This window comes from Primorskyibacter flagellatus (assembly GCF_900176485.1).
GTDB classification, from domain to species: domain Bacteria; phylum Pseudomonadota; class Alphaproteobacteria; order Rhodobacterales; family Rhodobacteraceae; genus Primorskyibacter; species Primorskyibacter flagellatus.
The window spans coordinates 19,572-33,640 of sequence record NZ_FWYD01000020.1; the positions used below are offsets into that span (position 1 = coordinate 19,572).

9 protein-coding genes are annotated in these 14,069 nt (G+C 59.4%); 6 read left to right on the top strand and 3 right to left on the bottom strand.

Translation table 11 applies throughout. The features are described 5' to 3' along the window. Positions 1-56 precede the first annotated feature (56 nt). Complete coding sequence (gene xrtD / locus B8991_RS17060; RefSeq protein WP_235866673.1) at positions 57-1,595, bottom strand: VPLPA-CTERM-specific exosortase XrtD; 1,539 nt, start codon at positions 1,593-1,595, stop codon at positions 57-59. Between the two features lie 520 nt (positions 1,596-2,115). On the opposite strand from xrtD, the gene B8991_RS17065 reads away from it, so the two are divergent. The 4 genes from B8991_RS17065 to B8991_RS17080 all read left to right on the top strand — a co-directional run bounded on the left by B8991_RS17065 (position 2,116) and on the right by B8991_RS17080 (position 6,284). Further along, positions 2,116-3,210, top strand: a complete 1,095-nt coding sequence (locus tag B8991_RS17065) for a DegT/DnrJ/EryC1/StrS family aminotransferase (protein WP_218673244.1) — start codon at positions 2,116-2,118, stop codon at positions 3,208-3,210. A 65-nt stretch (positions 3,211-3,275) separates the two neighbouring features. Further along, on the top strand, positions 3,276-4,259 hold the full coding sequence (locus tag B8991_RS17070; RefSeq protein WP_179141529.1) for a glycosyltransferase 61 family protein: 984 nt from the start codon (positions 3,276-3,278) through the stop codon (positions 4,257-4,259). Further along, positions 4,256-5,476: a glycosyltransferase gene (locus tag B8991_RS17075; protein ID WP_084354152.1), complete on the top strand. Its 1,221-nt coding sequence runs from the start codon at positions 4,256-4,258 to the stop codon at positions 5,474-5,476. Before B8991_RS17070 ends, B8991_RS17075 begins: the two co-directional genes overlap by 4 nt. A 16-nt stretch (positions 5,477-5,492) precedes the next feature. After that, a complete protein-coding gene (locus tag B8991_RS17080) occupies positions 5,493-6,284 on the top strand; it encodes a YdcF family protein (RefSeq protein WP_084354153.1) in 792 nt (263 codons plus the stop codon). A 216-nt stretch (positions 6,285-6,500) separates the two neighbouring features. On the opposite strand, the gene B8991_RS17085 is transcribed toward B8991_RS17080, so the two are convergent. Then, positions 6,501-7,505 (bottom strand): replication initiator protein A, encoded by a 1,005-nt coding sequence (locus B8991_RS17085; RefSeq protein WP_235866674.1) that lies wholly within the window; start codon positions 7,503-7,505, stop codon positions 6,501-6,503. Between the two features lie 477 nt (positions 7,506-7,982). Between B8991_RS17085 and B8991_RS17090 the strand changes: the two genes are divergently transcribed. After that, entirely contained in the window at positions 7,983-9,398 is a 1,416-nt protein-coding gene (locus tag B8991_RS17090) for an AAA family ATPase (RefSeq protein ID WP_084354155.1), read from the top strand. Between the two features lie 28 nt (positions 9,399-9,426). Next, positions 9,427-10,416, top strand: a complete 990-nt coding sequence (locus B8991_RS17095) for a ParB/RepB/Spo0J family partition protein (RefSeq protein ID WP_084354156.1) — start codon at positions 9,427-9,429, stop codon at positions 10,414-10,416. Positions 10,417-10,533: 117 nt separating this feature from the next. On the opposite strand, the gene B8991_RS17100 is transcribed toward B8991_RS17095, so the two are convergent. Beyond that, positions 10,534-13,770: a calcium-binding protein gene (locus tag B8991_RS17100; protein ID WP_084354157.1), complete on the bottom strand. Its 3,237-nt coding sequence runs from the start codon at positions 13,768-13,770 to the stop codon at positions 10,534-10,536. Between the last annotated feature and the right edge of the window lie 299 nt (positions 13,771-14,069).

The following is a 14,069-nucleotide window of genomic DNA, read 5'->3' on the forward strand; positions in this document are numbered from 1 at the left end:
GCACCAACACCCCACCGTCGCGGTGGTCTGTCAGAAATTGCAACCACGCGCCCGGCTCAGAGCGGGACAAACCGAGGCAAGATGCCTTGAAGTTCCTCTAGAGCATCCTGCAGACGCTCCTCTGCTGCGGCATCTGGTTCGCCCGACGAAATGACGGTCGTCAGCCGCACCAACGCGCCGTCGGTTCGGCCTGTTCGGATGCCGTCCACCATCAGCCAGTATTTCGCGGCGAAGTCCCAGGCGATGCGTCGGCCTTTCTGTTCGAACCAGTAATAGACCATCATGCGCAGCTCACCCTTCTGGATGATCGCCCGGTTGATGTTGAATGGCATCGCGCTGTTCATTTGTGCGGTGATGTCTGTCCGTTCCAGCCAAGCGATTTCCCAGCCTGCCCCCGGCAAGCAGATCTCGGGGGAATGCACGCCATTTTGGCTCTGGTCGTTGTACCAGGCCATGAAAAGCCCAATCGGGGGGGTCGCATCGTCACGCACCAGATCGATCTGCAGGTAATCATCCGCCGCCAAAGCCTGCTCGACCCCCGGAGACAGGAACTGCCGCGGCCCCTGCTGCTGCCAGTCTCCCAGTTGTTGGGGAAATACTGCGAAACTGTCACGGGCGGCAAGCTGTTCTCCGCGCGACGGCAGCACCTGCCAGGCACCGGCCGCGACCAGGAAAATCAGCGCCGCCGAAATCAGCGCGGCAGAGGGCTGCACCAGGCGCAGGCGCATGGCCTGGGTGCCCAACCCGTGGGTGTCGAGGTCAAGCGCATCGACGAGCGTCATCCTTTTCCGGTTGAACAGCAGCATGATCCGGGCCAGCCCGAACAGCAGCAGGATGCAGATCAGGAAAATCACCCAGCCTTCGAAGAAATGGCTGAACCCGTCCACCCATTCCAGGCCCCAGGTGTTCACGATATACCCGGCCACCGCGATCCGGACGGAATTCATCAGCACCGTGATCGGCGCGGCAGAGATCAGCAGGATCGCCTTGTGCCAGGTGGGTCCCCGGTAGAGCACCGCAAAGACGTAGGAGAAACTGAGGATCGGAAACAGGTAGCGCAGCCCCGAACAGGCTTCGGCCACATGCAGTTTGGTGACGCCCAGATCGATAATGTTGCCGTCGAGGAAAACCGGAATCGCCAGGAGTTTGAGAAACCAAACCCCCAACTCGGAGGACACGAACTGCAGCCAGGTGGTCAGCTTGTAGTAAAGAACCCCCGGCAGCGGCAGCATGTAGACCAGATGCAGGACCGGCGGCCAGAAATGTTTGCCCGTGGACCAGCCGAAGCTGATCAGCAGCACACCGCCCACCCACAGGATCATCGCATAGGCCACAATGTCGGAAATCGTGGCGAGCTTGCCCAGAAGCCCAAACAACAGGGCGATCACGACGAGAACAACACCGATCCAGCGCCGGTCCGCAGAGCCATGATTTTCCGGCACTGTCTTCAATTGCCGCAAAAACAGCAACGCGGACAGGACGGGAATAAGAGGGCCATGGCTGTATTCGGGCAGTTGCCAGGCATCGAGAAGTGCCCTGACCCCATCGTCAAAAAAGACCAAGGCGGCAAGCGTGGCCACGATCAGCCAGAACATGCCCCAATTCACGAGACTTCCGAGCCTGATTTTGGAATCTGTTGCACTATCTGAAAATGACATACCTGAAACCCATAATGACCAATACTGCAGGCGATTGATCTGTACAGAGGCGTTTCATCCAGATCAAGCTTTCCAACTGACGAGTGCGTGAAAACCCGATAGTGATGTAAACCCCAATTATCGTTTTCTAGCCCCTGAACGAGGATAGTAGAACATGTCGAAACGCAGGAGCCGAGTGCTGGCGCCGTGCATCTGGACCACATTCTTCGCCAGATACTGGACCGTGATAATTTTCGACATGACTGCTCTTCTTTGTGAATCGTTGCGGGTCCACCTTGGCACACCAATACCGTCGGGGCCCGTCTCATCACCAAAGCCGCATCCCATACGAAAAACCTATTGTGCTCTCTCCAAAATAGGTCACAATGCTAAAGTCATATTTAATTCACACTGCTTTAGTGTTTCCATTTAACGGCATTGCAAGATGGGGTTTTAGCTGCCCAATGACATTATATATGTGACTCGCCCGACGCTACCCTCGCGCGAGGAGGTGCTTCCGTTTCTGGATGAGATCTGGAACAGTCGCTTCGTGACCAATCGTGGGCCTGTTCACCTGCGCTTTGAGACTGCCTTGGCGACCTATCTGGATGTGCCTTACGTCACCGTGACGGCAAACGCCACACTGGGATGTATGCTGGCATTGCGGCATCTGGGCGTCACTGGCGAAGTGATCACTCCCGCATTTTCTTTTGTAGCGACGGCGCATGCAGCAAGCTGGGTCGGGGCCGATCTGGTCTTTGCCGATATCGACCCGGAAACGCTGAGCATTGATCCTCAGGATGTCGAGCGGCGCATCACCCCGCGGACCCGCGCCATTTTCGCGGTCCATTGCTATGCCAATCCCTGCGATACGCAGGCTTTGGCAGATATTGCCAAACGCCACGGGCTGGCGCTGATCTATGACGCGGCGCATTGTTTCGCAGCAAAGGACGAAGGTGGCAGCCTGCTGCGCCATGGCGATCTGTCGGTCGTCAGCTTTCACGCCACAAAGGTCTTCAACACGCTTGAGGGTGGCGCGATCATCTCCCATGACCTCGAAACAAAACAGGCGCTCGACCGGCTGTGCAATTACGGGATCGTCGACGAAAACAACATCGAGAGTATTGGGCTTAACGCCAAGATGAGCGAGATGCACGCCGCGGTGGGCCTCGCGCAACTCCCGCATGTCGAGCACGACATCGCGCGGCGTGGGCAGGTGGTTCAGCGCTACTGGGACCGGCTGAAGGATATGGATGGGATCCGCTGCGTCTGCCCGCCCGATCGACCGGGTCGGAACAACTATGCTTTCCCGATACTTGTAGGGCCGGAATACGCGCTGTCCTGTATGGCGCTGTATGAGCGGCTAAAGGCGGCTGGAATCCATGCGCGGCGCTATTTCCATCCTCCGCTTTCGCAGCTTCCCCTGTATCGCGATCTGCCTTCGGCAGATCCGCGGGGCCTGACCTGTGCCATCGAAGCTTCCGAGCAGGTATTGTGTCTGCCACTCTACCCTGACCTCGCGCCGGAGGATCAGGTCCGTATCCTTGACGTGATCTGCACCCCATGGCGGTGAACACGGCTTATTTGGCTTGGGGAATACGTCGGCTTCTTGCAGGTCGAGCGACAGACATACGCGACATGGCCACGCGCAGCTGGGAGGTTTGCGCCGCCGAAACGTTAACCTGCCCGTCCGCGATCCACCTGCCTGACGCGCTCGACCGTGTCACCGCCTTATCACCTTGGCGTGATTGGGAAACCGAACGGCTCTATATTGAGGGTGGTCCCGTCATGCACGCAGCCACACGCGCCCACCTGATTCAGAATGTCGATATTAACGGAGCTTTTCTCTACTGCGGAGCGGCGAAATTACGGGCGGGCTTTGGCCCACAACAGCTGACCCACAGACACGCTGCGCCCAGACGGAACCTCCCCGAGGCACATCTCGTGTCGGACTGGGCCGGAAGCCACTATTTTGGCCTGTTCCTGCGTGCTTCTTTGCCGATGGAACTTCTACCGGATGCAGCCGAAAATATGATTTCCTTGCCAACGAAGGACTATACCCACGAGGCTGGCTACCGCAAAATACTGGAGCGGCCCCGCCCGCCCTGTGTGACCGCAGCGCGGGTCAACCGCTTGATCCTTTACAATGATTTCGGTCACAACCCCTCGAAGGCTGCGCGTTATGCTGAACTGCGAGCGGCCCTGCGTAGAAACCTTGGCGGAATCGCGCCACAAGGTAAAACAGGGGTTTATCTCAAGCGTGGTACCACCGGAGAACGCCGACGCCTTGCCAATGAGTCGCAAGTCGAGGCGACCCTGACAGCGCTTGGCTTCGACATCGTCGAACCGGCAGCCCTTGATGCCCGGACAATTGCGCAACGACTGCTTGATGCCCCCATTGTCGTCAGCGTGGAAGGCAGTCACCTATCGCACGCCATTTACTCGATCGCAGAAGGGGGCACCCTCCTCGTGTTGCAGCCACCTGATCGGTTCGCGATGGCTTTTAAGGAATTCACCAACCGAGGCGGGCTGAATTTTGCTTTCACGGTTGGTCATGCCGCCCCCGACGGATTCACCGTCAATCCTGATGACATTAAACGCACGTTGGATCTTTTGTCATGACCATAGGTACGCCACGGGAACTTATCATCCTGCCAAGCCTCAAGGCGCGTCAGGGAGCGCAGGGCGGGCTGGTCATGACTCAGAAATACCTAGACGGCGTCGCCGAATATGCCCGAACCTGGCCCGGCCCTGTCACCTCTCTTGTCTACATCGACACTCGCCCGGGCATCGATATGGATCAAGTCGAGACAGGGCCTGAACTTCCGACATCCAAGCTGGAATTGCGCCCCGAGGACATCAAGGCGTTAGCCGCGCATCTTGAACAGGCCGCCATCGTGCTGGCGCTTCTCTCACCCTACGAAGCCGAGACCGCAGCTATCTGCCACCGGAACGGTGTCCCTGTTGTATTCGTCAGCGAATACACGCCCCGGACCGAAATCCAGATCATTGATGCGACGACACCCAATCCGTTGCGCAGGCTGCGACGCAGATTTTATATCCAAGGGGTTGAGCGAAGGCGCCGCCAGATGCTGCGCGATCTTGCCGCCGGGCTGCAATGCAGCGGCACGCCGACTTACGATCTCTACAATTCGATCGCACCCAATCCAATGCTGTTCTTCGACAACCGGGTGCCGGCAGCGGATGTCATCGACGACGGCGCCCTGAAGGTTAAATGCGCCCGGATGGCCTCGGGCGCGCCTCTGCGGCTGGTCTTTGGCGGACGGATCACGGCAATGAAGGGCGTGCTTGAATTGCCGCGCGTGGCCAAGGCGCTTGACCGGCACGGCGTGCCCTACCAGATGGATATCTACGGCAGCGGCGATCTGGAGGAGGCGCTCCGCCGCGAGATCTCACAGGGCGCGCTGTCGGATCGGGTGGCCTTGCATCCCCCGATGGATTTCCGCAGCGGCTGGATTCCCCTGCTGAAACGGCAGGCCGATCTCTTCGTGTGCTGCCACCCCCAGGGCGACCCCTCGAGCACCTATCCCGAAGTCATGTCCTGCGGCGTGCCGATCGTCGGATATGCCAACGAAGCCTTTTCCGGAATCGTGCGCGAATCCGGTGCCGGCTGGAGCGTGCCGATGCGTGATGCAACCGCGCTCGCCGCCCAGATCGCCCGGCTTCACAGTGATCGCGGTGCGTTGCAGGATATGGCCCGGCAAGGGCGTGGGTTCGCGCAAGACCATTGCTTCGAGGCCACTTTCGAAAAACGCACCCAGCACCTGATCAGGGCCAGTCGGCTGCCCGAGGCCGAGAAGCCCTTGCACATCGCGTGACCCGCAGGAGAACCGCATGATCAGATCCCTTCTGGTGTTCATGACGACCCCCTCGAATTTCATGGTCCTGCTGGTCGTGGCGGGCCTCGCCCTGTTCCTGCTGCGTCTGCGCCGCCTGGGATTTTCGGCCCTCGTGCTGGGCACAGCGGGACTACTCGTCTTCGGCTATACCTCGGCAAACGAGTTGCTGCTGGCTCCGCTGGTGTCACGCTTTCCAGCCATGGCTCTGGAAGAGGCGCCAGAGCCTTTCGGCATCGTTCTCGTGGGCGGCGGTGTCAACGAGGTGCATGCTCAGCGCACGGGTGCGCTGATGGAGTTGACGGAAGACGGGGATGCGATACCTATTGCCGCCCTGCTGGCCCGCCGCTTTCCCGCTGCGCGGATCATCGTAAGTTCTGGCAGCGGCGCCAGCGGCCCCCCTGCCCCGCTACGCCAGGCCGACGGGATGCGACGCATCTTGCTGGAATTCGGCGTTGCGGATGACAGGATCGACGTCGAGGGCGACTCTGGCAGCACGTTCGAACGCGTGCGCAATTCCATCGCGCTGATCGGGGAGGACAAGGACGAAACATGGTGGGTTCTGAGCTCGGCTCACCGGATGCCCCGCGTGATCGGCACTTTCAGGAAACTTGGGATGGACCCGGTGCCCTACCCGGTCGACTTCCGGTGGATTCCGCCATTCGATCCCTTCTACACCTATCGCTTCACCGACGGGCTGCAGCTGACGGACCTCGCAGTCAAGGAATGGCTGGGGCTGGCATCCTACTGGTATCAGGGCAGGACGGCGTCCTATTTCCCCGCCCCCTGACCCAGTGAAATCGACAATCCGCCCGGCCAAGTCGGGCGATATGTTCGGTGCTGCCACAAAAGCGTGCTCCGGCCTCGTGCCTTTGTTTGCGCGAGCGGCGCAAACAAAGGCAACGTATGACCACGCATTTCGCACGCGAAATTTTTAATATTATAGCATTGATATAAAACGTTATTTTGAGATTCTTGGCGGAAACCTTAAAGCATAAGCTAGAGTTCAGCACGCACTGCCACGTTTCTTCACCCAGCCCAGAAAGGCGCGGTCGGGGGATTTCAGGCGGGGTGCGCCGGAGGCTATCCAGACGGCCTGCCATTGGGCCTCAAGCGCATAGACATCAAGACCGGGCATGAGCGTGCGCGCGACCGCAAGCGTCTCGGGGGCAAGCTGCGGGGCGCGGGCGGCGGGTTCTATCACGGTGGCCATGGGCCGCACGCAGATCATGTCACCCTCTTCCTCGGTCAGCGTGTAATCGGGCAGGTGCGCATCGCGGATGATCTCGCGCAGCATCGCGCGGAACACCCTTCGCGGGCTTGCCGAGCCGGACTTCTTGCACAACGTCTCGACCGACACCCGCCATTCCGGCTGCCGTCCGCAATGCTTGCGGCAAAGCTCGTAGATCCGACGTTCCAGCGGGCGGCGCAGGGTGAAATAGTCCCGGCTGAGCGTCAGCACGGATTTCGACAGCACCGCGCGGTAAAGCCATTCCGACAGCGTCACCGCCACGCTGACCATGCGGCCCCCACGGGTGCGGCGGACGATCTCCCAGCTTTCGATCAGGCCGAAACCGGTGGTGACTTCAAAAGGGTCCGTCTTTGGCCCGGTGGTGATATTGGTGGTGACGCGCGTGCCGGCCAGCCGCTCGAACGCATCGCGCAGCCGCCGGTAGCCATCACCGGAGGTCTCGCGCCCCGTGGCCAGCAGCAGATCATGCGCGGTCAGCGTCAGCGTGCGATGGGTGGGCCGTCCGGCATTGAGCGCCGCCATAAGCTGGGAGATACAGAAAATCAGGATATCGGCATCGAAGATCGTCGCCCTGCCCTTGACCGAGGGCGTGACCGTCACTTCGATATCGTTGTGGCGGTATTCGATGATGCGGCGATCGGGGCGCGTGGACAGCGAGAACAGCGGATGCTCCATCGAAGCAAGGTCGTGTTTGGGGACCGCCGCGAAAAAATCGCATACGAAAAAATCACCCGCCGCCTGTGGGGATCCGGTGTTCACCGCCGCCTTGCCGCGCAGTCGCGACTCCGGTTTTCATCTGCCATGCTCTGCTCGCTCTCGTACCTGGCGCTTTTTTCCCGTGGTCCGGAAACCTAGGGGCGCTCTTCGGTGTTTCAGTGACACCCACATTAGAAAGACCGCGCGATTCTGTCCACAAGCACGGCCGCCGGAATCGTGGGACCGGAGTCACCTGAGCGTGGGATCAGAGTCGCCTTTTCGTGGCATCAGAGTCACCGTACCTTTATCAGAGAGGCAAAACTATCTTTAAAACAGGGGTTTACGGTAAACCCTCTGATCCTGTAACCTATAAATAACCAAATAATAACTAAGAAGCGCCTTTAAGCGGTCCTGCTCATAGTTGGGACACACCCAGGCAAGCTATTGAATTTGCATAGAACCCCTGTGGATGAGCAATGTTTTCTTGCATGTAACGTGTTTTGCGGTATCTTGTAGAAAACACGGCATATCGAGAGGGTCATGAGCAGTACATCCTCCCCCCCACCCTATTTTAGAATCGCACCGGATGCTGCGATGTCGGCAATGGAAGACCCGGTCAGAACCACGGATTTCGCCGAGATCGCCGAGGCCTGCCTGCGTGGACGCAGCGACCTGGCCGGGCGCGGCATGAATCCGGACGGCTCCAAAACGCTACGGCTGTTTTCCACATGGGAGATCACCAAGTATCTCATCCCCGTGGCGCCTGCGCATTTCCGGCGCGTGCTTCGGGCCCATCCCGAACTGCCCCAGGGCCAGTCGGAAACCGATGGCGGCGCCAAATGGTTCACCTTCAGCGAGGTGTTGCAGCTTCGGACGCATTTCGGGGCGGAAGGGTCCAAGGCCAAGGAATACCTGCCCTACCGACCCAAAGGGTTGCCGGCCAAGACCGTTGCAGTGGCGAATTTCAAGGGCGGCGTCGGCAAGACATCCACTGCGGCGCATCTGGCCATGTCGGCAGCGCTGGACGGGTACAAGGTGCTGGTGATCGATCTGGACAGCCAGGGATCGATGACCTCAATCCTGAACGGGCAGGTGGCCGATGAATGGCAGACCGTCTTTCCGATGATTGCCAGGCATTACGCGGAATACCTGCGGGCCGAGAACCAGCGACGCCTTGACCGCGGAGAAGCCCCCCTGCCCCTGGACGACACGCTGAGCGAGGCGCTGGACATAGATCCTGCCGATCTTGTCCGGCCCACGCACTGGCCGAATATCGACCTGATCGGCGCACAGCTCAATCTCTATTGGTCAGAGTTCCAGATCCCGGTCTGGCGCATGGCCGGGCGCAGCTGGAAGCTTTGGGATGCGCTGAGCGAGACGCTGGAGACCAGCGGGCTGCTCGACAGCTATGATCTCGTGGTGCTCGATACACCGCCGGCACTTGGCTATCTGACGATCAACGGGTTGGCGGCGGCGGATATCCTGATCGTGCCCACCGGTGCCTCTTTCGTCGAGTTTGACAGCACCGGACGGTTCTTCGACATGCTGCATGCCGCCTTTCAGTCGATCGAGGAAGGCGAGAACATGGCGGCACGCGCCTTGGGGCGCCCCGAACTGCGTTTTGAATGGGATGCGGTGCAAACCGTGATCACCCGCTTCGATTCCAGTCAGCAGGCAGAGATGGCCGGGCTGATGCAGACCTATCTGGGCCACCGCCTGTCGCCTTTCCGGCAGGATTATACCGCGTTGATCGGACAGGCCGGCGAGCGGGTCCACGGGATCTACGAGGCCGATTACCGCGACTTCAACCGTGACACCTATGCGCGGGGGCGCGCGGCCTTCGACGAGACCTATGCAGCGTTCAAGCGGCTTCTTGTGGGCAGTTGGCGTCGGGATGAACTGGCCCGGGAGAAAGAGGGCAGGGCGGCGCGGGATGCGGCTCTGAACGCGGGTTAGGGCCTGCATATACAGGAGGAACGGGATCATGGCGAAACGCAGGCGGCTGGAACCGGCCAATCCGGCAATCGGGCAGCAGGGGCTGGAGACCAAGGGCTACGTGAATGGCTGGGCCGGGTCGCGACGCCGGGCGGCCCCGATTGCCGATGTTGCGGATGATGCGGCGGGGCAGGCGGCCTTCGAGGAGGTCGCAGGCGCGCTGCAATCGGCACGCGAGGAGGGGCGGCTGATCCAGCACATTCCTCTGAACGAAATCCGGCGCGATCATCTGCTGCGCGATCGCCTTACGCTCGATGAAGAAGAAATGGCTGCGCTGGAGGCGAGTATCGCGAGCCGGGGCCAGCAAACCCCGGTGGAACTGGTGGCGCTGCCTGCGGGTGGTTACGGGCTGATCTCGGGGCTGCGACGGGTCGAGGCGCTGCGCAGGCTGGGGCAGGGGACGGTGCTGGCGCTGGTACGTGCGCCCGAAAGCTCCGAAGCCGCCTATCTGGCCATGGTCGAGGAAAACGAGATCCGGGCCAACCTGTCCTTTTACGAACGCGCCCGGGTCGCGGCAGAGGCCGCAGGCATCGGGGTCTACCCCTCGCCAAAGGCCGCGGTACAGGCGCTTTTTGCGCATGCCAGTGCCTCGAAAAGATCCAAGATCCAGTCTTTCGTAACGCTGCATGAGGCGCTAGGACCCGCTTTGCATTTCCCGGAGACCATCCCCGAAAAGCTGGGCCTGGCGTTGGTCAAGGCCATCGACACAGTGCCTGCCTTCGGGGTGCGGTTGCGCGACAGTTTGCGCAAGACCGCCGCGACAGATGCTGCGGCAGAGCGAGCGGCGCTGGAACGTGCGCTGACGCGGGCCGAGGGCAAGGCGGCAGACAGGAAGGCTTCTTCCGGCCCGCGAGGCGAGGAAGTGGCGCAGGGTCTGTTTCTCGAAGCTGCGCGCGGAAAGATCGTGCTGCGGGGGGAGGGGCTGAATGCCGGCCTGGTGGAAGATCTGCGGAGTTGGCTGGCTGAACGCGAAGCCTGAATTTCCCGAGAAAATTCAGAAAAGTTAAACAAAAACAATATTTTGAAATATGGTGTTTCGCGTGCGAAACGACAGATAATCCGGTCGCCGCTTCGCTGCGGCGACCGGGTCTGACGATCAGACGAGGAAATCGGCGAACCGATCGTAGATCAGGTCCGAGGCCGTGCCGAAGATATCGCTGACATTCTGTTCGACCTCTGCCATGGTGACGTCGCGAAGCAGGATGTAATTGCCATTGTAGGAAATAACGGCATCGTCGTCCCGCTCAGAAAGGGTGATGCCTCTGAACCCCCGGAAGCCGTTATCGACATCACCAAGCACGAGCTTGTCCGTGCCAACCTGGAAGTCAGTGATGACATCGCCCCAGTCGCGCCCGTCAACGGCGAAAACGAAGACATCCTCGACATTGGCACCCGCGCCGCCGGTCAGGGTGTCTTCGCCCCATCCACCTTCGATCTGGTCGCTGTCTTGCCCGCCATCGATGACGTCATCGTCACTGCCGCCTCTGAGCCAGTCCTGGCCGGTTCCGCCCAGGATCGTGTCATTTCCAAGCCCGCCATATGCCAGGTCCCGGTCCGCTCCGGTATTGATGACATCGGCGCCTTCATGGCCGCAGGCGATGTCGATGCCAAAGCCGGTCCGGATGGTGTCCTGCCCACCGTAGCCTTTGATCAGGTCATGGCTTGCACCGGTGATAAACTCTTCGCCGATATTCGTGCCATTTATCTGGTTAACACTGTTCTCGCCCACCGTGCGTATAGAGGTGCCCGTGCCATTATCGATCTGAAACTCCACCACGTCGGTGGTGTAGTTGATGGTCAGGGTGGCGCTGCGATTGTTGGATAGCCCAATGACGTCGAAGGAATCGATGTTGCCGGTGATTTCATCGGCGCTCATCAGCGTGTATGTGCCGTTGGACAGGCCAGAGGTTGCGGACAGGTCGACGACCATATCCGTCAGGGCGAGTTCGATATGGGAATTGACGCGCGGGGCGTCCCCATAGGCGCCGGAGCGGAACTCGGAAATCGATCCGAGACCGGTGTCGTCGCTCATGAAGACCACTTCGGACCCGGCATCAAAGCTGATGACGCCCAACTGATTGTTGTAGCCGTCAAAGCCGACCTGGGCATCGGCCCCACGCACCACCAAGCTCTCTCCGGCGCCCAGAGTGAAGTCGCCCCCATCGGCGCTGAGAAGGGCCTGACCGTCATCGACGAACAGGTCGACATTGCCAGTAATGGCGCCGGTATTGGCAAAGCGCCCGCCATCCAGTGACACGTTCAGTGTCGCGGCACCGATATGGCCTGTGCCGAGCCAGAATTGGCCTGCGGAGCTCAGGTTTATGAAACCGCCATCACCGTCCGCGTAGGTGCGTGCTTTGACATCGAGCCGCCCATGCGAGATGTCGAGTTGCCCGCCATCCCCAAAGCCAAGCGCGCGGATTGTGTTGGTGCCACCATAGACCACCCAGTTGCCGCCCAGATCGACGCCGTCGCCAGCCACTGTGCCAGGCAGATCTTCGGTGCTCCAGTTGATGCGGTTGTCCCAACGCACCCCATCGCCAATTTCGTTGGGAATGAAGCGCAGCGTCGTCGCGCTAGCGCGCGTGCCATCCGATACACCGAAGGCCTCTTGGAAATAGGCGTTGAGCTCGTCGGCTGTTGCCTCATTCTCCTTCAGCCAGTCAACCAGCTCTTCGATTCCGGCATTTGGGTCGTTGAGGACGATCTTGGCGAGATTGGCAGCGGTGGTCTGATCCAGAAGATTGGTGTCTAAGCCATCGACGTTTTGGTTCTGACTGTCGACAGTGCCGTACAGAAAGTCGCGCGCACTGTTCCACCCGTAGATGGTGGTATCGTCGTAGAACGGATCTTTTTCGTGTAACACTGCGCCGTTGTTGAATATCTTGTAGTCTAGTTCTGAGGGATCATTGGGATCGGTCAGATGTGCGACGATGTTGCCATAAAGGGACGAATCCGCGCCTCCATTTCTAATGCCGAGAGACAGGGCGCCGATCAAGTTAGCGTTTTTGTACGCCGCAGACGTCACCACATTACCAGACAGCAGGGAAAAACCGCCCACCGGACCTTCTCCGTTATAGTCGCCCCCCCTGACGGTAACGCCCGCATTGTTGTCGAGGAACAGGTTATCCTCAATAAACCCGCCGCTACGTAGCTGCCCACCAAAAGATGCTGCTTGCGACGATATGTTATCCCGGAACGTCATGTCAGCTACGCGCGAGCTGACATAGATATTGTGAGTGTACATGCTCGGTGCTTGCGAGCTGCTTCCATCGTGATTGAAGTCATACCCTTCCTTCCAGCCGATCTCGGCAAAGGTCGTATGCTCAACCAGTAACCCGTCCACGTCTTGGGCAAAGACTGCAAATGTCCGGTCTTGGTGCGCGCCCCAATCTTCCCCGTACTGAGGTTCTTCTTCGCCGATGCTATAGAAGTTCGAGTTACGTACTGTTACTCGATCAACCTGCTGGATCGTGATGGTGCCTTGTTCTGTTCCCGTGATTGTGTCGAGGATGACGTTGTTGCCGCCTCCCCCGCCACTTCCCTCATACCCAATGATCTCTAGGCTGTCCTTGATGTGCAAATCGTGCATTACAATATCGGAGAAGGTATCGCGATGGAGTAACTGCCGTGAATCGATCACCGGCTGATCGCCTTCGCCATAGGAGGTGATCACCACCGGATGCAGAGGATCTTCCCCTTGAAGGCTGCGCGGGAACAGTTCGTCGCCGTCAATGTTGTCGTATGTGTATCCTTTCTCGAACCGCAGCCAGTGCGACGATTTCTGTTCACTGGTCAACTCTGCCCACAGCATCATGCCGACATCTTCGGCCAATGCCATGTTGGGGTTCGACCCGTATTCGGGATGGTCGACCAGCCATTCGCCGTCAATTGCGCCGATCGAAATTCTCTCAAGCGCTGCAATGTCGGACAATGTCAGGGCATCTTCGGAGCCCGAGACATAGACTTCACGGTGATTGTCGCCGGTTTCGATGACCAGTTCACCATTGGCATCGGTTTCCAGCATGTAGTGGTCCGCACCGGTGCCCCAGCCTGCCTCCTGTGAGGGTTCGGTGACTTGCAGATTCGCGGTCTGGCGTGATGTGGATCCATTCGCCGCGGTGATTTCGACGGTGAAGGAGAGCGAGCCGGTATAATCGCTTCCGGTCATAACCAACGCCAGAGAGTTGTCGGGGTTGACGGTGAGATGTCCCTCGTCCGGGGCGTCGATCACGCTGACATTGCGTGCGGTTTCGTAATTCCCGGGCAGAAGTGTTGTGACCCGTCCCCCCGAGATTTGGGCATTTCCGAGATTGAGTAGCGAAAGTGGCATGTGAGCAAGCCCCTAGGTTTTCATCTTGCGACAGATATCTGTCGACAAATCTGTTTCAGGGGTATGCAGAGCATGCCCCATTCGGCGCGCAAACGGCCTGTGCCAGAGCGCGGATGTAAACTTTAAACGGAGATACGCTCTCCTGTTCCCTCGTGACTTTTTACCGTCAGACCATGACCGGGGAGTGGCCGGGGAGTGTCCGCTTTAAGGTCTTTTAGGGAAATAAACGTTGCCGACAAGTTAACGAGCAGCGGAATTCAGCGCGAACCTTTGCGCCCGGCAAGATTCGGCTGATCAGT